Raw genomic sequence first — 21,148 nt, 5'->3', positions numbered from 1 at the left:
TAAAATTTGCTTTTAATTGCCGCTGGTAATTGGGCTAATCGATGAGTTTCTATTTTCTTATCAAAATATCCGATGACGTATTGCCACATTTCCTCGTGAGCCATTAATTTTTTAGCTAAGCTAATACATGCATTCACGTCTACCATGGCATCATGAGCCTGCCCATGTGCTAGTTGATTCATTCTGGATAAATTTTCTAATTTCATATTTAACGGGTTTGGCCAATTTAAAACATCTGATTTATATAAGTAATATAAAATGGTAATTGGAAAAAGATCCAATCGTCCGCATTGATTATTGAATTGATGGGTATAAGGTGGTAGTAAATTTCGATAAAAAGAAAAGCGTAAAAATTCGTCATCAAAACCGAGCGTATTATATCCAACGCTAATAGTACCAGGGTTGTTCATTAATTCGTGGATTTCTCGAATAGCTTCAATTTCAGGTTTTCCGGAAAGCATTTTGGCAACCGATATTCGATTGGTGATGATTGCTGTAGGAGAAGGGATGATGTCGGGATTGAGGCGAATGCGAATTTCGTGTCGCTCTAGTTCATTTAATGATTCATCAGTTCGAATAGCAGCGAATTGTAAAATTTGATCGAAGCACTTATTTAAACCAGTGGTTTCGATGTCATAGAATAAATAAGTTTTTTTTCATGGATTAAGTGATCCACTATTCAAAATAAAGAGATACTTTGGCAATATATTTTACTCGAGAGACAATATCCTGATACTGCAATTCTAACTGTTCTTTCTCATCTTTAATTGCTGTTAATGGCAGATAAATTTCAATATAAACTTTACCGTCGAAATAATGTAAGATTGTCCGGCGGATTTCTTTAAAACTTGGTAAATTTTGACAATGGACTTTTAATAAACGATGAATATCTTCGCGACTGGGTAAATTTACTGAAGGTGTTGAAGTAGTGTCATTTTCCGGATCAATATGAACGGTAACATCAACGATATGGAAAATATTTTTCATAAGATTTACATGCACCTGCTCGCTAATGTAATGTCCCTCCGATACACTGATGTCGGGGGAGACTTGAATATGAACATCTATGAAAATATTGCCTCCGTGCGAACGCGTTCGTAATTGGTGGATGGAAAGAACACCGGGGACAGTGGAAATAATGTTAGTAATTTTTTCAAGAGTTTCGTCATCGACAGCCGCATCAATGAGTTCTTGAATATTTTTCCATATTATTTTGAGGCCCATACGCAAGATTAAAAGTGCGATAATTAAGGCGCCGATGGAATCAAGATAAGTGATGCCTAACCGAGTACCAATCACGCTGGCTAAAACAATCAACGAAACGAGGCGTCACTGTGGTTATGCCAGGCGTTAGTACGCAACAGGTCAGAATTAATTTTGTTGTTTTTTATTAGCGTGTAGCGAAATAAGCTTTCATTTGCAATTACAGAAACGATGGCCACAATAATGACGGGGAAAGTGGGTGTCGTGGAGTGAACCCGATGAATGATATTCTGGAGGGTATCAAAAGTGATCCCCAGAGCAATAAAAATGAGAATGAGGGAAATAATAATTGCTCCAATCGTTTCGATGCGCCCATGACCGTAGGGATGTTCCTTGTCTGGTGATTGGGCCCCAAGATGCCCCACTATGACTACAAGCCCGTCAGTAAGGAGGTCTGATAAGGAATGAATTCCATCAGCAATTAAAGCTTGAGAATAGCCAATAATTCCAACGTCAATTTTAAATAAAGCGAGTAAGGTATTTACGACAGCACTTATAAGCGAAACACTCAAGAGCGTGGAAAGGCGACGATTTTTGCTTTTTGAAAAAATCATAGCAGCGTTTGTATTCTTTATTGCGAAATAGGACAAATATGGTACTATATTGTAAATATTTAAGCAAAGGCAAGAGTAATACCCTCTCTACATGACAAAAATAGAAAAACTAAAGGTTCCCTCGTCCCGCGGGATAGCAAAGAAAGTTTTCGTGAGAAAGAAGATAGGTAAAGATAAGATGTTAAAAATTAGTCGACTAGCTGATTATGCCACGATGGTAATGACCATCTTGGCTTCCCGACAAGAGCGCTTTAGTGCGGCACAAATTGCGCGGGTGACACCTCTTTCAATGGCTACCGTAAGTAAAGTGTTGAAGCTTTTGAATGAAAGCAAGTTAGTTAATTCTGAACGCGGTGTTAATGGGGGCTATCAATTGGCACGATCACCGGAAGCGATTAGTATATCCGAAATTATCACTGCCATTGATGGCAAGCCCGCGATGACCGAATGCAGCCGAGATGAGAATCGATGCGAACATGACACTGTTTGCGGATTACGTAACAATTGGCAGCTCATTAATGGGTTGGTATTTGAAGTGTTGGATAGTTTGAATCTTGCAGATATGAAAAAACCATTAACTAAAAAACGAATAACCACTTTTCAATGCGATCACTGCCAGTGCAGTGACTCTCCGTGAGCGTGGGCAGAATTCCTCTGCTAACGATCCGAATTTGGGGAAAATAATGACGAATGAAAGTTATTTACAGAAAGTCGTTAATAAAACCTATGAACATGGTTTTACTACCGACATTGAAACAGATGTTATCACGCCTGGGTTAAACGAAGAGGTAATCAGGCTTATTTCAGCCAAGAAGAACGAACCCAATTTCCTGTTAGAGTGGCGGCTCCGTGCCTATCGCCATTGGTTGACTCTGGAATCGCCACAATGGGCTCATTTGCGTATCGAGCCCATTGATTATCAAGCTATTAGTTATTATGCGGCACCAAAATTGAAAAAGAAACCTAAAGGCTTAGAGAAAATTGATCCTAAATTACTCGAGACTTACAATAAATTGGGCATCCCTTTGCATGAGCAACAGCGACTGGCTGGTGTTGCCGTGGATGCAGTTTTCGACAGTATTTCGGTAGCAACAACATTTAAAGAAAAATTGGCTGCGTCAGGAGTAATCTTTTGTTCATTTTCCGAAGCAGTACAAAAACATCCCAATTTAGTGGAAAAATATTTAGGCAGTGTTGTTTCTTATCGTGATAATTTTTTCGCGACGTTAAATTCTGCTGTTTTTAGTGATGGTTCATTTGTGTACGTGCCGAAAGGGGTTCGTTGCCCTATGGAATTATCGACTTATTTTCGAATTAATGCAGCTAATACGGGGCAATTCGAGCGAACGTTAATTATCGCTGATGAAGGAAGCTATGTAAGTTATTTGGAGGGTTGCACTGCTCCGCAGCGGGACGAAAACCAATTACATGCTGCCGTGGTCGAATTAATAGCTTTAGCCAATACCGAAATAAGGTATTCCACCGTACAAAACTGGTACCCAGGAGATGAAAATGGACGAGGGGGGATTTATAACTTTGTGACAAAACGGGGTACGTGTTGCGGAAATAATTCTAAAATTTCTTGGACACAAATCGAAACGGGATCTGCAATTACCTGGAAGTATCCTAGTGTTATTTTAAGAGGCAATAATTCCGTTGGAGAATTTTATTCCGTGGCTCTGACGAATAATTTTCAGCAAGCTGATACAGGTACGAAAATGGTCCACATCGGTAAAAATACCCGGAGCACAATTATTTCTAAAGGAATTGCCGCCGGCCATGGGCAAAATAGTTACCGCGGTTTGGTGCGTGTTGGACCAATTGCTGAAAATGCTCATAATTATAGCCAATGCGATTCTTTATTGTTGGGAAGTCATTGCGGCGCTCATACCTTTCCTTATATTGAAGCGAAAAATCCTACGGCACGTATTGAGCATGAAGCTACGACCTCTAAAATTGGAGAGGATCAATTATTTTATTGTCGTCAACGCGGTATTACTGAAGAAGACGCTGTATCAATGATTGTAAATGGTTTTTGTAAACAAGTTTTTCAAAAATTGCCAATGGAATTTGCTGTCGAAGCACAAAAATTGATGGAGGTCAGTTTAGAAGGAGCTGTGGGATGATGGCGGTTAATTTAAAAAGAGATATCTATGTTAATAATAAAAAACTTACATGTAAATGTAAATAATAATGAGATTCTCCGCGGAGTGGATTTAGCTGTTAATGCTGGTGAAGTTCACGCTATTATGGGGCCTAATGGTTCTGGTAAAAGTACCTTAGCGTCTGTATTGGCTGGTCGGGATAATTATGCTGTTACAGCAGGTGAAGTGACCTATTTCAATCAGAATTTATTGGAACTATTACCTGAGGATCGTGCTGTGGCAGGTTTATTTTTGGCATTTCAATATCCTGTGGAAATCCCTGGTGTTAATAACCTTTATTTTTTGAAAACGGCTGTTAATAGCATCCGAAAAAAACGTGGTGAATTAGAATTAGATGCGCTGGATATAATGACTTTAGTGAAGGAAAAATTAGCCTTGGTTGATATGGAGGACAAATTTTTAAAAAGATCAGTTAATGAAGGATTTTCTGGGGGGGAGAAAAAGCGCAATGAAATTTTGCAAATGCTAATGCTCGAACCTTCTCTTGCCGTTTTAGATGAAACCGATTCGGGTCTCGATATAGATGCCCTACAAATGGTTGCAAAAGGGGTTAACAGTTTACGAAACTCTAAACGAGCTATTTTATTAATTACTCATTATCAGCGTCTTTTAGATTATATTAATCCAGATTTTGTGCATGTCTTGGTTGACGGTCGCATCGCGGTATCGGGTGGTCCCTTGTTAGCTTATGAACTTGAAAAGAAAGGGTATGGTTGGTTATGAGAATGCTTAGTGAAGGCTGGTCAGAAACTCGTTTAAAGAGATTGCAAAATCAAAACCGTAATTCTTTACAGGCATGGCAACGCGAACAATTAAAAACGTTTTTGTTGACGGGCTTCCCTAATTGCAAAATAGAAAATTGGAAATATACGGACATTACCTCAATTGCCTCTCAAACTTTTTCATTTGGAGAAATAACTGATTGTGATATAACTCGTTTTGTTATGGAGGATACCCATCGCATAGTATTTATTAACGGACATTTTGCACCCACTCTATCAAATTTGATGCAACTGCCAGCTGAGATTCAATTAATGTCGTTAAAGGCAGCTCTAAAAGAAAATCAAAAGGAAATTATAGGTGAGATGAGGAGTTATCAAACTCCTTTTTCATTGCTAAATGATGGTCTTTTTCAAGACGGTATGTTTCTTCATGTACCGAAAAATTGCCAGCTTGAAAAACCGATTCATCTCCTTTACTTGATGAAGCCAAATTTTCCATTTTCTATGACCCAAACGCGTCATTTAATTTTTATTGAAGAAAATGCTAACGTCACTCTTTTAGAAGAATATCAGGGGGTCTATCCCACAACTTATTTTAATAATATCGTGACTCAAGTAAATGTTGGAGCCTCTGCTAATTTAGTGTTTTATAAATTGCAGGGAGAAAATAACAATTCTTTTCATATTGCAAATACCCAAATTTGTCAAGCGCGAAACAGTCAAGTGATTTCCTGTCATGTTTCATTAGGGGGAGCACTGGCGCGTGAAGATTTGAATTACGCATTAGAAGGCCATAATGCTTCGTGTCAGTTGCTAGGATTTTATCACTTGAAAGGCGGGAGGCATATTGATAATCATACTCGTATTGATCATGGTGTTTCTGGATGTGTGAGCCAACAAATTTATAAGGGTATTATTAGTGGTAAATCTCGAGCTGTGTTTAATGGAAAATTTTTGTCCATTCAGAGGCAAAGAAAACGATCGCCCATCAAATCAATAAAAATTTAGTATTTTCAAATGAAGCTGAGGTTAATACTAAACCGGAGCTTGAGATTTATAATGACGATGTAAATTGCACCCACGGCGCTACAGTGGCCAGTTAAACGATGAAGCTCTATTTTATTTGTGTAGTCGCGGTATTGACCGTTCTGCAGCCGAGCATTTACTCGCTTGTGCATTTGCTAGTGAAATTATAGAAAAAATACCTCATAAGTTTATTGCCGAGCGAATACATCAAAAAATTATTAAATGTTTAGGGCTATTGAATTGCCTGGGAGATTGTCATAATTAATTCACTTGATTTTTTACGTGATGATTTCCCTCTTTTAAAAGAGCGGATTCGGGGAAAATCTCTAGTATATTTGGATTCTGGAGCGACGGCGCAAAAACCCCAGATAGTGATTGATGCTATGAGTCATTATTATTGTAATAACAATGCCAATGTGCACCGGGGGATATATACTATCAGCGAGCGGGCAACGACCGCTTATGAAAATATGCGTAAAAAAATTAAAGCATTTATCAATGCTGCCTATACACACGAAATTATTTTTACCCGAGGGACGACAGAGTCGATTAATTTAGTTGCTTCTAGTTTTGGCGCCATGCAAGTTCAACAGGGCGATGAAGTTGTAATTTCAGAAATGGAGCATCATTCCAATATTGTACCTTGGCAACTGTTATGTGAGCGAGCGGAGGCAAAGTTAAAAATAATTCCGGTTAATGATAATGGAATTTTAAATTTAGACGAATATCGAAAACTCTTAACAGAACGTACGAAAATTGTAGGACTAATTCATGTTTCTAATGTATTAGGCACAGTTAATCCTGTTAAGGAAATGATTCGTTTAGCCCATCAGAAAAATATTCCCGTTTTATTAGACGGTGCACAAGCGATTCCTCATATGGTTGTGGATGTTCAAGATTTAGATTGCGATTTTTATACCTTTTCGGGACATAAATTGTATGGCCCTACGGGGATTGGTGTTCTTTACGGAAAGACTAACTTGTTAGAGAAGATGCCTCCCTATCAAGGGGGTGGGGATATGATTCGCCGAGTCAGCTTTGAAAAAACGGAATACAACGTGTTACCTCATAAATTTGAAGCAGGTACGCCTCATATAGCTGGTGTTATTGGGCTTGGGACAGCCATTGATTACCTTATGGCGATTGGTTTTGAAAAAATTAATGCTCATGAAAAAGCTTTATTGAATTATGTGACGCAAAAATTACACCAAATTTCTGGGTTAAAAATTATAGGTAACGCTCCGAATAAAGTCGGTGTAATTTCTTTTACTATGGAACAGGCTCATCCGCATGATATTGCAACGATTTTAGATCATGAAGGGATTGCTATCCGGGCTGGTCATCATTGTGCGATGCCTTTAATGGAGCGGTTTAGGTTGCCTGCAACGGCACGAATTACGTTCGGTCTCTATAATACGTTCGACGATATTGATCGGTTGATTGACGGTTTAGTTTGGGTTAATCAAATATTTAATGAAAAATTTTTCGCAGATTAAAAGAATGAATGATTTACGTGATTTATATCAAGAAATAATTATCGATCACGGTCGAAAGCCACGACATTTTGGGCGTTTAGCGGATCCCACACACGTACATGATGGCTATAATCCGCTATGTGGTGATCGATTAACGGTATATTTTTGTGAAGAAGAAGGTGTGATAAAAGAAACAACTTTTGAAGGGAGTGGTTGTGCCATATCTATTGCTTCAGCTTCGCTAATGATGGAGGCCTTAAAAGGCAAAACCCTCGAGCAAAGTGAAATTTTATTTTCTCAATTTCATGATTTGGTGACTGGGAAAAGTTCTAACGTAGAGGAATTAGGGAAATTAGCTGCTTTAGGTGGTGTTGCTGAATTTCCTACGCGGGTGAAATGCGCTACTTTATGTTGGCACACTATGTTTGCCGCTCTGCGTGGTCAGATTGACCTACCCGTGAGGATAGAATAATGAATGATGTAAAAATTATCGAACTGACAGAGGCAGCTTATAAACACCTTCAATCGGTAATAAAAAAACGTGGAAAAGAAGTACAATTTCGCTTATCGGTGAAAAAAACGGGCTGCTCGGGCTACATGTACCAGTCGGAGATTGTAGAAAGACCGCAAGAGGGCGATATCTCTCTCAAAACTGCCTTGGGATTAACTATTTTAATTGATGCTCATTGTGTGCCTCTCCTCAAGGGCACAATAGTGGACTATGTGAAAAAAGATTTTGGGCAACATCAATTACATTTTAATAATCCTAATGCGATTGGTGCTTGTGGTTGTGGAGAAAGTTTTCATTTAAGAGAAGACGAAAACGTTGATGATAAGGAATAATGAATATGAAAAAGAAATTATTGTACTAAGTCGCGATACGACGGCAACGTTGGTGCCGTCGGGGACGTCTATTAGAGTTCCTCAAGGAACCGAGGTGACTGTAGTACAGAGTTCGGGTGACACATTTACGGTAAATATTTTTGGGAATTTAGTCCGAATTGAAGGGAGAGACGCCGATGCTTTAGGAAAAGCAATTAAAAGCCCTTTGGAAGATTTGCCACCTGATGCCACTATCAAAGATAAAGTATGGGCCCAACTCAGTACGGTGTTTGATCCGGAAATTCCTGTCAATATTGTCGAATTGGGATTGGTATACGTTTGCGATATTGAGCGATTGAAAGAAGATACTTTTCGTGTGGTTATCGAAATGACGTTAACAGCACCTGGGTGTGGGATGGGACCGGTATTAGTGGAAGATGTTAAACGCAAAATTTTGGCTATTCCTGAGGTAAACGATGCGGAAGTGGAAATTGTCTTTGACCCTCCGTGGGACCGAGAGATGATGTCTGATGCTGCTAAATTGCAATTAGGAGTTTTTTATTAGTAATTTAGACGGTAAGCGACTTAATTAAGAATGATCCAAAGTAAACGTTGGCTCCAAGAACACGAGAGAGATCTTTATGTAAAGCGTGCGAAGAAAGAAGGTTATGCTTCGCGAGCAGCTTTTAAGCTTTTGGAGATGCATAAAAAATGTAAGCTTTTTAGGCCGGGGATGGCTGTAGTCGATTTAGGAGCGGCTCCGGGAGGCTGGTCTCAGGTGGCTAAAGAGCTTGTAGGACCCAAGGGCTTGGTCGTGGCCTTCGATCTCTTGCCTATGCAGCCAATTTCAGGCGTTGAATTTATCTGGAGAGATTTCAATGAAGCGGAAACGTTTAATCAGTTGAATGAGGTGATCCATAAAAAAACTAAAGAAGGGAAAGTAGATCTTGTTATTTCGGATATGGCTCCCAATATTTCAGGTATGAAGAGTATTGATCAGCCGAAATCGTTGCATTTGGTTGAGGTAGCGTGGTGTTGTGCTCAAAAATTTTGGTAATAGGTGGAGGATTCTTGGCTAAAGTTTTCCAAGGGTCTGGTGTTGATGTTTTTTTAACTGATTTGCGTCCCTATTTTAAGCATGTCAAACTCCTTAAACCGAGTTCTTCACGAGCCCGATCGAGTGAAATTTATATACTCGCCACTAAATTTCTGGGCTATAATCAGCAGGTATGAGTAAAAACGAGGTAATACCTTGAATAGTATTATTAAAAATTTACTGCTTTGGTTGGTTATTGCAGTAGTCCTTATCACGGTCTTCAGTAATTTTGGTGCACGACAACCCGATGTTCAGCCCTATAGCTATTCGCAATTTGTCCAAGCAGTTAATGCTGACAAAGTCAGCAGTGTGGTTATCCAGGGTCATGAGATTAAAGGGATAACCAAAGACAACAAGCATTTTATGACCTATTTGCCTATGGAAGATCAAGCTCTGCTTAATCAATTAATGGCTAAGGGCGTGAGTGTAAAAGGTGAGCCTCCAAAACAACAAAGTATCTTTTTACATATTCTTATTAGTTGGCTGCCCTTCCTCATTTTGATTTTTGTGTGGATTTTATTTATGAGACAGATGCAAGGTGGAGGCCGCGGCGGCGGTCCCATGTCATTTGGTCGTAGTAAAGCTCGTCTACTCAACCAAGATCAAGTTAAGGTAACCTTTGATGATGTCGCTGGGGTAGAAGAGGCAAAAGAAGAAGTCAAAGAGTTAGTGGACTTCCTGTGCGATCCCGGTAAATTTCAGCGCTTAGGAGGGAAAATGCCCTGTGGTGTATTGCTAGTTGGCCCTCCGGGAACCGGTAAAACCCTTCTGGCTAAAGCGGTAGCTGGGGAAGCCAAAGTACCGTTCTTTACTATTTCGGGTTCTGATTTTGTTGAAATGTTCGTGGGTGTAGGTGCTTCCCGGGTTCGTGACATGTTCGATCAAGCCAAGAAGCAAGCGCCCTGTATCATTTTATAGACGAAATCGATGCCGTAGGTCGTCACCGTGGTGCTGGTTTAGGTGGCGGTCACGATGAACGAGAGCAAACCCTCAATCAACTCTTAGTGGAAATGGATGGTTTTGAAGGCAAAGAGGACATTATTGTAATGGCCGCCACCAATCGGCCTGATGTACTTGATCCTGCCTTATTACGGCCGGGACGTTTTGACCGCCAAGTAGTAGTTCCCCTGCCAGACATTAAGGGACGTGAACGTATTCTCCAAGTTCACATGAGTAAATTGCCGTTGGCGTCTGACGTTAAAGCTTCTATCATTGCTCGAGGCACTCCAGGATTTTCTGGGGCTGATTTAGCTAATACTGTCAACGAAGCTGCTTTATTTGCGGCGCGTGAAAACAAGAAAGACGTTGGAATGGCTGAATTTGAGCGTGCGAAAGATAAAATTATGATGGGAGCCGAACGACGCTCAATGGTAATGAGCGATGAAGAAAAGAAATTGACGGCTTATCACGAAGCAGGTCACGCAATTGTGGGATTGCATATGCCTGAGCACGATCCCGTTTATAAAGTCACGATTATTCCGCGAGGTCGGGCTTTAGGCGTGACAATGTTCTTGCCTGAACAAGATCGTTATAGTATGAGCAAACGTCGTTTAGAATGCCAATTAGCGGGGTTGTTTGGTGGACGAATTGCTGAAGAACTTATTTTTGGTGAAGAACGGGTGACCACAGGTGCATCCAACGACATTGAAAAAGCCACTGAGATTGCCCGCAATATGGTAACAAAGTGGGGATTGTCGGCCAAACTAGGTCCCTTAACTTATCGGGAAGAAGAAGGTGAAGTTTTTCTCGGACGTTCCGTGACACAGCGTAAAGACATTTCCGATGCAACCAGTAAAGAAATTGATTTTGAAGTGCGTCGCATTATTGATACGGCTTATGACACAGCGAAGAAAACCCTCGAAGAACATATGGATCAGCTTTACCTTATGGCTAATGCATTAATTAAATATGAAACTATTGATGAGGTTCAAATTAAGGAAATTTTAGCGGGGAAAGAGCCTTCTCCACCGCCTGGGTGGAAAGAGGATGATGGGGCTGTTTCAGAATCTGTGAAAAAAGATTCATCTTCCCGAGATGGTGAATCCAAACCCTTACATTCAGGAAAAATTTGTCCTGCCGAAGATGCTCAGCCGTTATAATATCGTCCTCGTATTCCCTATCCCGCCCGCGGAAGGGTTAATGTAAGGAGGGGGTGCTTGATGTCAGAAGTAAAGTTTCAGTTGCAGTTAAGGGGAAACCGAAAGATCACCTTTTCCGAGCCTGCCATTATGGGAATCATTAATGTTTCTCCTAATTCTTTTTACAATCCGCATCTCGATTTAAATTCCGCTTTCCAGACAGCAGAGAAAATGGCTCGTGAGGGGGCTGATATACTAGATATTGGCAGTGAGGCTACGAACCCCTTTGTGAATATTGATACGGACTCCCCCTCTCTTCAGATGGAACTTGATCGATTGATACCTACTATCGAAGAAATAAAAAAACGTTTTAATATTTTAATTTCCATCGATACCAGCCGTCCTCAAGTTATGCGTGAAGCGATAAATTCGGGAGCAGATATTATTAATGACCAACGGGCCTTGCAGGTAGAAGGCGCATTAATAGCTGCAAGAGAATTAAAAAGTCCTGTGTGCCTAATGCATTTTCCTACTTCGAAGCGAAAACCGGGTTCAACTTCGTGCGTCCATCTTTTAGAAACTGTGAAGAGGGACTTGAAAGCTGCTGTAGAGCGTTGTGAAAGCCAGGGACTTTCTTGGAATCAAATAATTATTGATCCTGGCTTTGGTCAAGGTCACTACGGAAAAAATTTGAAGGAAAATTTTTATCTATTAAACCACTTATCTGAATTTTTATCTTTAGGATTACCGGTGTTATCAGGATGGTCGCGAAAATCGATGATCGGTGATATCTTAAGCCAATTGCCGGCACACCGACTATTTGGTAGCGTCGCTGCTGATGTGTTAGCCGTCTATCAGGGCGCTTCTATCATTCGCACTCATGATGTTAAAGCAAGTCGGGAAGCAGTTCGTATTGCTGCCTATGCCCGCGAGGTCAATCTCATTGGATAGGATGAAAAAATAGAGGGAAAGGAACTGAAAAAAAAATATTTTGGAACCGATGGAATTCGGGGACAAGTTGGAAAATCGTTGATTAACGCTGAGTTCATGCTCAAGCTCGGTTGGGCGGTGGGAAAAGTCTTAGCGAATAGTCATTCGGCGACGGTTTTAATTGGGAAGGATACACGTATTTCAGGTTATATGATTGAATCGGCTTTGCAAGCAGGATTATCTGCTGCCGGAGTTAACATTAAATTGATAGGACCTATGCCTACTCCTGCCATTGCGTATTTGACACATTCTGTTCGCGCTGATGCGGGAATTGTAATTAGTGCTTCGCATAACAGCTATCCTGATAATGGAGTGAAATTTTTTAATAAGGATGGCTTTAAACTATCCGATGAATTGGAGCTGGCTATTGAGGATCATATCGATAAACCCATGCGTACGGTGTCAGCTGACCGCTTAGGAAAAGCAGCGCGAATGAGCGAAGCTCATGGCCGTTATATTGAATTTTGTAAAAGCACTTTTCCTTCAAATTTATCTTTGAAAAAATTAAAAATTATTGTTGATTGTGCCAATGGTGCTGCTTATTCTGTTGCGCCCAGTATTTTTCATGAACTGGGTGCAGATGTGATCGCGATTGGTGATGAGCCCGATGGATTTAATATTAATCATGAATATGGAGCCACTAATACTCAGAAACTCCAAAAGAGTGTTCTTAAGCACAAAGCTAATGTTGGCATAGCTTTCGATGGCGATGGCGATCGTCTGATTATGATAGATCATCACGGTGTTAGAGTAGATGGAGACGAATTATTATGCATTATGGCTATCGATCGATTCCATTTAAAAGAAAATTGCCCCTTGGGAGTGGTAGGTACCATAATGAGTAATTTAGGATTAGAGCAAACATTAAAGCGCCATCATATTGCGTTTGAGCGTTCTCGAGTGGGTGACCGTTACGTTTTAGAATTGATGCAACAGAAAGGCTGGTTATTGGGGGGCGAATCTTCTGGTCATATTGTCGATCTTGGTTTTACTACTACAGGAGATGGTATTATTACTGCTTTACAGATATTAAAAATCATGCAACAAACCAATAATTCTCTGGCAGAGCTTAAAAAAGTAATGGTTAAGCACCCACAAGTCTTAATTAACGTTCCTATTAATGGGATGCTTAATATGCAGCATCCGACTATTGAAAAAGCAGTAGCAGAAGCGGAGAAACAATTAAATGGTAAGGGGCGTGTATTATTACGTCCTTCTGGGACGGAACCAGTAGTTCGAGTAATGGTGGAAGGACACGACGAAGAGACTATAAGAAAGACGGCCAAAATGTTAGTGATGGTAGTCAATAAGTTGCCTTACATAAAATCGGATGAAATAAAAATTTTTACTCGGCAAGCGTAGGATTGGTGAGACGGGTTCTCGAAGGTTTATAAATTAATGAGTTATGTAGTAAATAAGCGTACGCTGAATGTATTTAGTTTAACAATAATTACCGAGTGGGGTCCGTGGTGGATAGTATACGGAATTTACGAGCGATGGTTCTGGTTTGGTAGCTCATTAATTTTCTTTTTTATTCTAGGTGCGATCTTTTTCTTACTATCAAGTGCGTTGATAGCAGCGGAGCTCCATCGAACAGTAAAGATCTGAGTGGGATTTACTCGTGGGTAAAAAGTGCTTTTGGTGTACAATTTGGCTTTCTTGCGATCTGGTTCCAGTGGATAGAAAATGTTATTTGGTATCCGACTATCTTATCCTTTATTACAGGGACGATTGGCTATTTAATTTCTCCTACTTTAGCGCAATGAACAAAATTTTTTTTAATTACCACAATTTTATGTGCTTTCCGGGGTGTAACTGTGATTAATTTATTTGGAATTAAATCTTCAGCGCAGTTTAGCAATTTTTGCGCATTAGCAAAGTTGTTATTACCTATGACGTTAATTATCGCTTTAGGTGCCGCATGGTTATTTTCTGGGAAACTGATACAAATTTCTTTTCATGCAGAAGAACTGTTACCTCATGTTAAAAATGAGATGTGGGTAGGGTAGCTTTAACAGGTATAATGATGTCTTTTTGTGGGATGGAAATCATCGCGACTGTCCATGCTTCCGATGTAAATAACCCGCAAGGAGCTTATCCCAGAGCAATGTTAATTGCGACATTTATTATTGTAATTACTTTAATTTGTGGATCGTTGTCGATCGTTATGGTTTTACCGAGGAAAAAAATTAGTTTGGTCACTGGAATTATGCAGGCGTTTGATGCATTTTTTTAATACTTATCATTTAAATTGGATTTTACCTGATAATTGCATTGATGTTAATTATTGGAGGGATGGGCGGAGTTATAATAATTCGATTATTGCACCTACTCGCGATTTGTTTTATGCTTTACAAGATACGCAAATAAATTTTCATTTCTTGTGCGAAAACTGCTTTGGCGCTCCCGGTACCTTATTAATTTTATAAGCATTCATTGTGATGGAGCTGCCATTAGTTTTTTTATTATTGCCGAGTGTTAATGCTTCATATTGGTTATTGACTGCTCTAGCTTCGCAATTATATATGTTTATGTATATTCTTAATGTTTATTGCTGTTATTCGATTGCGTTATAAAAACATTTAAAAGCTCAAAGGCTTTTAAATTTCTCGAAGAAATTGGGGAATTTGGATGGTTGCCCTAGTAGGTTTAAATTGGCTCGGTTACTACGTTAATTGTAGAATTTATTCCGCCCAATACCATTCCTTTAAGCAGTATTTTTAGTATGAAATATTGTTCAGCACAGGTTTAGTAATTATAAGTCTTCCTTCCATTGATTTTATATTTTATTACTTGAAACCGAATGATATCTTCCTTTTCACCAGTCTTTTCTACAGAAAGAAAGTAAGACTAACAAATAAAGTGAATTTTCATAAAATTTCATAAATTGAATAAATTCTTATTAGTGGTAGCTGTTTTATTAATTTCAAGTTGTTCGACACTCCATACTTCGAATCTTTCATCTGTTGGACATTTGAGTCGTCCTAAATTTTTTCCTCGCGAAAGTGGTAAGGGATTTTATGGGCGGAAGTTATACCAAGCAAAAGATTTTCATTGCATAAAAATTAAAAGTAGCGATTCTTGGAGAAAATTATTTCCAAATTCAAAGGAGCGTCAATTAGTAATACAACTCAATCAAATGAATATGTCCGTGACTTTGCGCTCGTGGATTCTCGTTCCGGATGGACTTATTGCAGCTAAGTTATAATTTTATTTCTCCATTTCTTTTAAAAGTTAATACTTAGAGTAAAAAATTATTGCTCATCAAAATTTAAAAGAGCATGCCTTTCTGCTTATGACGCTGAAGGAAATTTGGTTCATTTGGGGACCTATTTCTACTGGAAAGGATAGTTTGTTCTGATAGGGAAAATTGCGAAATAATTGTAGGCAAATTTAAAATATTTCGCGTACACAGTGAAAATTGTAAATCGGGAAAATATCCCATTGAAACTAACGGTAGTGCGCCGATGTCCTATTTGTATGTTTTTTTATCGGGGGCAATACACGGCTCTATCTTCCTAGGTTATCATAACAGTCACAGATGCGTTCGACTCTTTCATGAGGACTCTAAGTGGTTAAATGAATATTTCATAAAAATTGGCACGGTCGTACAAGTTAACTTCTTAAAATTATTGACGACGCTGACAATTAAAATTTGAAAGGAGAAGATTGTTAGAGACCTGCTTTCTCTGGAGTTAACGCTTCTGAGAACATGCTGTTAGCAAAACTGAATAAGGAATTTAAAGCGACAACGACGCCAATTAGTCCATCCAAATCCATCTTGTACGGGATATTCTCCTCCACTAACTATACTAGAAGGATTTTAGACATTATATTTCTCCATAATTTTTGCTGTGTGTTGAAATACTAAACGGTTTAAGGATAAACCGCCGTTCTATGATAATTTTTGCCTGAGTTTTAAAACCGTAATTTAGTAAACCTTTAATAACAATCCAATGAAGGGGGTATCCATTGGGTTTATCCCATTGCTGATTGCTTTCTGTAAAATAGTAATTAACCCACCCTCGTAAAGGAAATAATTTAACAATTTGTGAGTAATAGCTGTGGCTTGAGGTAAGGAAGCTAATTTGAAGAATGAAGGAAAAGCAGCTGCTATAATGTATAAACTGTCGATCTTTTCTCTTCGCTCCAGCAATAATCAAAGTGGAATTGCTCCTAAGGATCCCAACAAAATTTTTCGATGGCCTGCTTTCGATATTCCGCTCGTCACTGATAAAATTCAGCCTTATTATAATTTTTAAAGTGGCGAAAATAATCAGCCAGTTTATTTTCAATTTTATTTTCTATATAATTTTATTTTCTATATTAAATAGAAAAACATTCAAATCAACAGGAATTAATTCAGTGGTATAAAGTGAAGTCAGTAACGTATTATCGTGCATCCAGCGATATGAAAAATCCCACTCTGACTCACAGACTGCCTGAATATTTTGAAAAAGTTGAAGCTTTTAAAAAAAACTCGGATGAGCGAAATTCTTTGTAAGAGCCATTACGAGATCTAAGCGACTTGAACAAGCGGGACCTTTAGCGGTGAAATACGTAATGCTGATCGATAAAATGAGTAAAATCAAATCCGGCTGCTCCTTCTCCTGACTAAATCAAAGTATTATCTGGGGGGGGATGGTACTGGATGAATCTAATCTGTAAATAACCTCTAATAAGGGAAAAGCATGAGAAATAAAAGCCCTAGCGGGATATGAATTAGGATGAAGGACTGTATTAGCCACCCAATTGCCCAAATTCCACAGTGGTTATTTTAAAGCCAACTGTTCGGCCCAGTGCTGAGAAAATTAAAAGTATATCTCATCCATGGTGCTATGACGGTATTTGGATAAAGCGCTCAGCATAGTCGAACACACGGTAGGGTAGAGTAGGGTAAATAGGTGCCCCAGAAAAAAGCCTGATAAGCGGAAAAGAGATAGGCTCGCTAGAGCGCTTGACTCCATGCATTCACAATGCTAGCTTGCAGAGTGGGTCGAGAGAATAACACGATAATCGTTAATGCGGAAGCGACTATGTAGATAACCGGCAGTACCATCCAATGGACTTTCTTAAGTAAAAATCAGCAGATAGGCGCCCAATAGTATAAGCTCGCGAAAGAATACTCGCCATTTCGACACTCATTGTAGGCTTTAGATGTAAAACTTTTATTAAATGTAGCAAGCCAAGTGTTAATTCCTTGCTCGATAAATACATAACCAAAAATAGCAATGATAAATGTAATTATGGGCGGATGACGGATGAGAGTGATCATTTCGAGGAATTCCTTTTTCGTAGAGTACCGCGTGGATCGAATATGGGACTCCTCAAAACGAATGGTAGTTAAGAAAAGAAAAGTAACTGTGGCTAATCCTCCTAAAAGCCAGAATCCATCAAGACAAGTCGTGTGAGGTAAATTGATAAAAAAACTAAGAATCCAGTATCTACCAATACACCGATCATGAAAATTCCTTCAAAAGTACTGGTAAAGCTAACGTGTTCTTGTTCGTTTTTTGTAATTGAACCAATTGTGGAATGAACTGAAACTTTAACCAAAGCAATAACTAATCCCTACGCTTATTAGCAAGAGATAAATCATTCACATTTGGTTAATTATTGGTATCAAATAGCAAGTAATGCTAATGAGGGTTAAGCCTAATAACATAAAAGTTTTGTAGCCAAGACGAGGTAAATAGGCATCTATCAGAAATGAAAAGATAACAATGGTGATGTCTTTGTAGGTATCTAGGTTACCAGTCTGTAATTTAGAGATATTATATTGATTAATAACTTCTAGGATTACTGTATTAACACAATAAAGTGAAAGTTTGACTTTTCATACAGTCATGGAAGTCTAAACTATACGGATTTTATTCGTTTTGTAACTTTAGAGTGAAGTTTGATCAAATTAAGAAAACTCTTTTGCTGTGACTATCTCTTTGTCTAAATTGTTAGGAAGTGCTTTAGATGATGTCTCTGAGATAATTTCTTTTTTTCGCAATATAAATAAATAGGGTAGAAGCAAAAAAGTAAAGACCAAGAGGAATAAGTGAAAGTCTCAGCTCCGCGTAGCTACCTTGTCATTGAAAAAAAATACCCCTGTTAATTTTGAACCTATAGTTTCAGCTAGTGTAGAAAAAATCATAATTAGGCCCATCATTGTACTATGGCGAGGAAGGGGAAATGCACTTAATAAAGTTGAGCAAAGTACAGGATAAACCGGAGGAAGAGCTAAACCTATTAAAGGTAAGAGATAAGCGTGCCAGGGAGTATGCCACTAGGAAGTAATGGGCGCAGAGGATGGGGTATGGGCAGAAGGTAACAATAATAAGAACATACCAATCGAAATTAAAATGCATAGAAACAATAAAGTGAGCCAGCGAATTTTGCAATTTTTTTCAATAAAAAAACTAGCCATTAAGTGTCTAATTACATAAGAACATTATAAAATACTTGACATTTCAACACTCATCGTCGGACTCAGACGTAAAATTTTATTATTGAAATGGTAACCATGTGCTAATACTTTGTTCAATAAAAACATAGGCACGAATACTAATAATAAAAATAATCACCACGCCGTGGTGAGCGAGTGCTATCATCTCGCTAAAATCTTGTTTCGCAGAAGAGTTTAATGTAGTTCTTTCATTTTCTTTTATCCGAGTAGTAGCTAATAATATAAATGCCACTGTAGCCAATCCTTCCAAAAGCCAAAAGCTATCCAGCCAAGTAGTCGAAGATGAATTAATGAAAAAGCTAAAAATTCAATAGCCGCTTAAAACGGCTATCATAAAAATTCCTTGGATCGTACTTGCAAATCTAGCGTGTTCTTGCTCACTTTTGGTAATTAAACCAATGCTTGAATACACCGATACTTTAACCAGGGCAAAACCTATTCCTACATTAATTAGTAAAAGATAAATCATTCAGATTTGATCGATAATAAGCGTTATAACAAGTAATTCTAATAACTGCCCAGTAGCATTGAAAATTTATAACCCAAACGAGGTAAATAAGTAGCGATAACAAGGGAAAAAACAGCAATGGTGATACCTTATATATGCATCTAAGTTCTTTGCTTGAGATTTAGTAACGTGATAATGATTAATAAGCTAAAGAATAATGGTCCCAACATAATTAAAAGAATGGCGAAAACAAAATAATTTAAAAAAAAGAAAGGACTTAACCTCTCTATAGGATATAGATTATGCTAATTTTTGATTTACCCTATAAAATAAATCCTACCATCATAGGTTTTATCTAAGAATATTTCTTAAGGTATACACATTCGAGCATTTTTGCAAGCGTAAAAATCTTTAAGATTTTATTAATGAGGTGAACTACCATAGTATTAAATTCATGAGGTGTTTCTTGCGCTAGAATTATCAAAAATTACCTGGTTTAAAAGAGTTAAATTTAGTTTCTGCCTCTGAGTATAGCTAAATAGAGTCTGGTGCAAAGAGTCAGTTTTTAACTTGGATAAGAAACGATCCAAAGCTTTCCCCTCCAAATAAATTTTCCCAATTAACCTAGAAAGATTGAATAATTAGCCATTTTCCATGGAAAGGTAGTTTGGCTATTTTTTTCTGCGTCTGTTTCCTCTTTGGTGTGCGTTGTCCTCTCTAAAAGCTTTAGTGATAAGGAAGGGCTAGACTATTTTTTATCTGTTTCAGAGAAATTGTTGGTTTTTCCATTAGCTGCTCCTGCCACTTGGCATCGCGTAACTGAAAAAAATAACAAAAGAATTAAAAGAAATTCAAGCTTCCAAGCAGAAATTATTTTATTTGCATAATTTAACGGGGGGTTCTTGGTGCTGGTGTAAAAATGTTTGAAGCATGTATTGTTTAAGAACCACTTCCTTTTAAATACCTTTGCCTTTCTTGTAGATTGATTGTACCTTATTGGGTTAGCGGCCCTCATTTGTGTCAAATTCTAACGGAATTTACTGAGTTAAAATGGGTGAAATCTATTTCTAACTTTATTTTTCATCCTAAGAAAAGCAATCTTTGAATACGCCAGTAGTGGAAAGATTTAAAAAAAATAGATCAGAATTAGTGGATGAGGCGACTGATGAGATGTCATTGAAAGAGTTAGCGAATTAGAATAATAAAATTTGAAATATACAGCATGCAGAGGAACTATTTAAAATTTTATTTGAACCTTATCCTAAAGAGCAGCTTTCTAAAAGTAATTTTTTTTGATTTATCCTCTTTATAGCATTGGTAGTAGGCGTATTTGAACAAATTTAAATTTATGATGGTGGTCAACATGCCATTAGTAATTTTTGTGAATGGTTTTCGGACACAATGAAACTTTCTTCTGAATGAGTAAAACGTACTTTTTTCCAAGATGATATTGCTGTTTTATTCGGTATCTTTTTTAGTTTCCAACGGAATGGTCCTTTAGGAATGAGTGCTTGTCGCGATATAGTCATTGATTGTGGACAACTTTTTTGAATATTTAGAATAAGCGAAAACAATCTTAATTACTCCAGATTAGTACTTTAAGTAAGGGATTTTTTTAGTGCTCTCGTCATTGGTTTTTTCGGAAATATAGCTCTGGCTAATTTAGTTTCTTCTGAGGAAGCTGAGGGTAGGAGCCACGTGTAAGCGCGATTAATTTTATTAGCATGTCCCACTGCTTTCGCTATTTTTTTAGAACACTTACGTTAGTAACCCACAGATTAATTAAAGGTGAAAATCCTTATCAAAAAGCTAAAAAAAATTGTTATTTAATCTAAAATCCAAGGAGTTTGAGTCCATCGTCTTTCCATGTAGCCTACGCTATTTTAGATCAAGCGGGAATTTTTTTCAGAACCGACAGAAGGAATGATGCTAAATACTAGTCCTTAAATGGTAGCTTCACCCATTTAGGATAAGTAGAGTTATGTTTTCCTAGTGGCACTGATCCTCCAGGTCCTTTTCTCAGAAACTGTCGCTATTTAATTCTTTGTTAAG

General features: G+C 38.2%; 18 protein-coding genes and 5 pseudogenes. 16 read left to right on the top strand and 7 right to left on the bottom strand.

What is annotated here, in order from left to right:
* Both B1F79_RS04360 and B1F79_RS04355 read right to left on the bottom strand, forming a co-directional pair.
* On the bottom strand, nt 1-632 hold a 632-nt coding region (locus B1F79_RS04360; RefSeq protein WP_372443144.1), incomplete at its 3' end, for an exodeoxyribonuclease I.
* 43 nt (nt 633-675) lie between these two features.
* Nucleotides 676-1,817: pseudogene (locus B1F79_RS04355) on the bottom strand (cation diffusion facilitator family transporter).
* 178 nt (nt 1,818-1,995) lie between these two features.
* Between B1F79_RS04355 and B1F79_RS04350 the strand changes: the two are divergent.
* The 16 genes and pseudogenes from B1F79_RS04350 to B1F79_RS04270 all read left to right on the top strand — a co-directional run bounded on the left by B1F79_RS04350 (nt 1,996) and on the right by B1F79_RS04270 (nt 15,399).
* Nucleotides 1,996-2,454 carry an SUF system Fe-S cluster assembly regulator gene (locus tag B1F79_RS04350; RefSeq protein WP_251366136.1) on the top strand — a complete coding sequence of 153 codons (459 nt, stop codon included), beginning with the start codon at nt 1,996-1,998 and terminating at the stop codon, nt 2,452-2,454.
* Nucleotides 2,455-2,500: 46 nt separating this feature from the next.
* The gene (gene sufB / locus B1F79_RS04345; RefSeq protein ID WP_251366140.1) at nt 2,501-3,943 is read left to right on the top strand and encodes a Fe-S cluster assembly protein SufB; all 1,443 of its coding nucleotides are present in this window, start codon (nt 2,501-2,503) and stop codon (nt 3,941-3,943) included.
* Between the two features lie 27 nt (nt 3,944-3,970).
* Entirely contained in the window at nt 3,971-4,705 is a 735-nt protein-coding gene (gene sufC, locus B1F79_RS04340; RefSeq protein WP_251366135.1) for a Fe-S cluster assembly ATPase SufC, read from the top strand.
* Nucleotides 4,702-5,995: pseudogene (sufD, locus tag B1F79_RS04335) on the top strand (Fe-S cluster assembly protein SufD). The gene sufC and the pseudogene sufD overlap by 4 nt, the downstream one beginning before the upstream one ends.
* Entirely contained in the window at nt 5,988-7,226 is a 1,239-nt protein-coding gene (locus B1F79_RS04325) for a cysteine desulfurase (protein ID WP_308159736.1), read from the top strand. Before sufD ends, B1F79_RS04325 begins: the two are co-directional and overlap by 8 nt.
* 4 nt (nt 7,227-7,230) lie before the next feature.
* Nucleotides 7,231-7,677, top strand: a complete 447-nt coding sequence (gene sufU / locus B1F79_RS04320) for a Fe-S cluster assembly sulfur transfer protein SufU (RefSeq protein WP_251366133.1) — start codon at nt 7,231-7,233, stop codon at nt 7,675-7,677.
* Nucleotides 7,677-8,048, top strand: coding sequence for a Fe-S cluster assembly scaffold SufA (gene sufA / locus B1F79_RS04315; RefSeq protein WP_251366132.1), 372 nt, complete (start codon nt 7,677-7,679; stop codon nt 8,046-8,048). The genes sufU and sufA overlap by 1 nt, the downstream gene beginning before the upstream one ends.
* A complete protein-coding gene (gene sufT, locus B1F79_RS04310) occupies nt 8,035-8,592 on the top strand; it encodes a putative Fe-S cluster assembly protein SufT (RefSeq protein ID WP_251366131.1) in 558 nt (185 codons plus the stop codon). The genes sufA and sufT overlap by 14 nt, the downstream gene beginning before the upstream one ends.
* Before the next feature lie 30 nt (nt 8,593-8,622).
* Nucleotides 8,623-9,260: pseudogene (locus B1F79_RS04305) on the top strand (RlmE family RNA methyltransferase).
* A gap of 19 nt (nt 9,261-9,279) precedes the next feature.
* Nucleotides 9,280-11,222 (top strand): annotated as a pseudogene (ftsH, locus tag B1F79_RS04300) (ATP-dependent zinc metalloprotease FtsH).
* Between the two features lie 60 nt (nt 11,223-11,282).
* Nucleotides 11,283-12,152, top strand: a complete 870-nt coding sequence (folP, locus tag B1F79_RS04295) for a dihydropteroate synthase (protein WP_251366130.1) — start codon at nt 11,283-11,285, stop codon at nt 12,150-12,152.
* Nucleotides 12,153-12,176: 24 nt separating this feature from the next.
* Nucleotides 12,177-13,553: a phosphoglucosamine mutase gene (gene glmM, locus B1F79_RS04290; RefSeq protein ID WP_251366137.1), complete on the top strand. Its 1,377-nt coding sequence runs from the start codon at nt 12,177-12,179 to the stop codon at nt 13,551-13,553.
* A gap of 155 nt (nt 13,554-13,708) precedes the next feature.
* Nucleotides 13,709-14,200: pseudogene (locus tag B1F79_RS07000) on the top strand (amino acid permease).
* Entirely contained in the window at nt 14,188-14,427 is a 240-nt protein-coding gene (locus B1F79_RS04280; RefSeq protein ID WP_251366128.1) for an amino acid permease, read from the top strand. Before B1F79_RS07000 ends, B1F79_RS04280 begins: the two are co-directional and overlap by 13 nt.
* The gene (locus tag B1F79_RS04275; RefSeq protein WP_251366127.1) at nt 14,414-14,620 is read left to right on the top strand and encodes a hypothetical protein; all 207 of its coding nucleotides are present in this window, start codon (nt 14,414-14,416) and stop codon (nt 14,618-14,620) included. The genes B1F79_RS04280 and B1F79_RS04275 overlap by 14 nt, the downstream gene beginning before the upstream one ends.
* Nucleotides 14,621-15,078: 458 nt before the next feature.
* Nucleotides 15,079-15,399, top strand: a complete 321-nt coding sequence (locus B1F79_RS04270; RefSeq protein ID WP_251366126.1) for a hypothetical protein — start codon at nt 15,079-15,081, stop codon at nt 15,397-15,399.
* A 464-nt stretch (nt 15,400-15,863) separates the two neighbouring features.
* Here B1F79_RS04270 and B1F79_RS06410 read toward each other — a convergent pair whose 3' ends face one another.
* The 5 genes from B1F79_RS06410 to B1F79_RS04250 form a co-directional block, all read right to left on the bottom strand.
* Nucleotides 15,864-15,995, bottom strand: a complete 132-nt coding sequence (locus B1F79_RS06410) for a hypothetical protein (RefSeq protein WP_285896399.1) — start codon at nt 15,993-15,995, stop codon at nt 15,864-15,866.
* A gap of 26 nt (nt 15,996-16,021) precedes the next feature.
* Nucleotides 16,022-16,354, bottom strand: a complete 333-nt coding sequence (locus B1F79_RS04265) for a trehalase family glycosidase (protein ID WP_251366125.1) — start codon at nt 16,352-16,354, stop codon at nt 16,022-16,024.
* Nucleotides 16,355-16,495: 141 nt separating this feature from the next.
* A complete protein-coding gene (locus B1F79_RS04260) occupies nt 16,496-16,594 on the bottom strand; it encodes a trehalase family glycosidase (RefSeq protein WP_251366124.1) in 99 nt (32 codons plus the stop codon).
* A 680-nt stretch (nt 16,595-17,274) separates the two neighbouring features.
* Nucleotides 17,275-17,466, bottom strand: a complete 192-nt coding sequence (locus B1F79_RS04255; protein ID WP_251366123.1) for a hypothetical protein — start codon at nt 17,464-17,466, stop codon at nt 17,275-17,277.
* 1,222 nt (nt 17,467-18,688) lie between these two features.
* Nucleotides 18,689-18,880, bottom strand: coding sequence for a hypothetical protein (locus B1F79_RS04250; RefSeq protein WP_251366122.1), 192 nt, complete (start codon nt 18,878-18,880; stop codon nt 18,689-18,691).
* Nucleotides 18,881-21,148 lie beyond the last annotated feature (2,268 nt).

The sequence above is a fragment of the Coxiella-like endosymbiont of Rhipicephalus sanguineus genome (genome assembly GCF_018687865.1).
Note: the sequence above shows the minus strand (reverse complement) of the source record. Positions and strands in the feature narration are given on the sequence as shown.

Coding starts and splice junctions, on each gene's coding strand:
- sufA (WP_251366132.1), top strand. CDS start 7,677: ATGAATGATGTAAAAATTATCGAACTGACAGAGGCAGCTTATAAACAC.
- B1F79_RS04255 (WP_251366123.1), bottom strand. CDS start 17,466: ATGATCACTCTCATCCGTCATCCGCCCATAATTACATTTATCATTGCT.
- sufT (WP_251366131.1), top strand. CDS start 8,035: ATGATAAGGAATAATGAATATGAAAAAGAAATTATTGTACTAAGTCGC.
- sufC (WP_251366135.1), top strand. CDS start 3,971: ATGTTAATAATAAAAAACTTACATGTAAATGTAAATAATAATGAGATT.
- B1F79_RS04275 (WP_251366127.1), top strand. CDS start 14,414: ATGCATTTTTTTAATACTTATCATTTAAATTGGATTTTACCTGATAAT.
- B1F79_RS04350 (WP_251366136.1), top strand. CDS start 1,996: ATGTTAAAAATTAGTCGACTAGCTGATTATGCCACGATGGTAATGACC.
- sufB (WP_251366140.1), top strand. CDS start 2,501: ATGACGAATGAAAGTTATTTACAGAAAGTCGTTAATAAAACCTATGAA.
- B1F79_RS04260 (WP_251366124.1), bottom strand. CDS start 16,594: ATGCACGATAATACGTTACTGACTTCACTTTATACCACTGAATTAATT.
- sufU (WP_251366133.1), top strand. CDS start 7,231: ATGAATGATTTACGTGATTTATATCAAGAAATAATTATCGATCACGGT.
- folP (WP_251366130.1), top strand. CDS start 11,283: ATGTCAGAAGTAAAGTTTCAGTTGCAGTTAAGGGGAAACCGAAAGATC.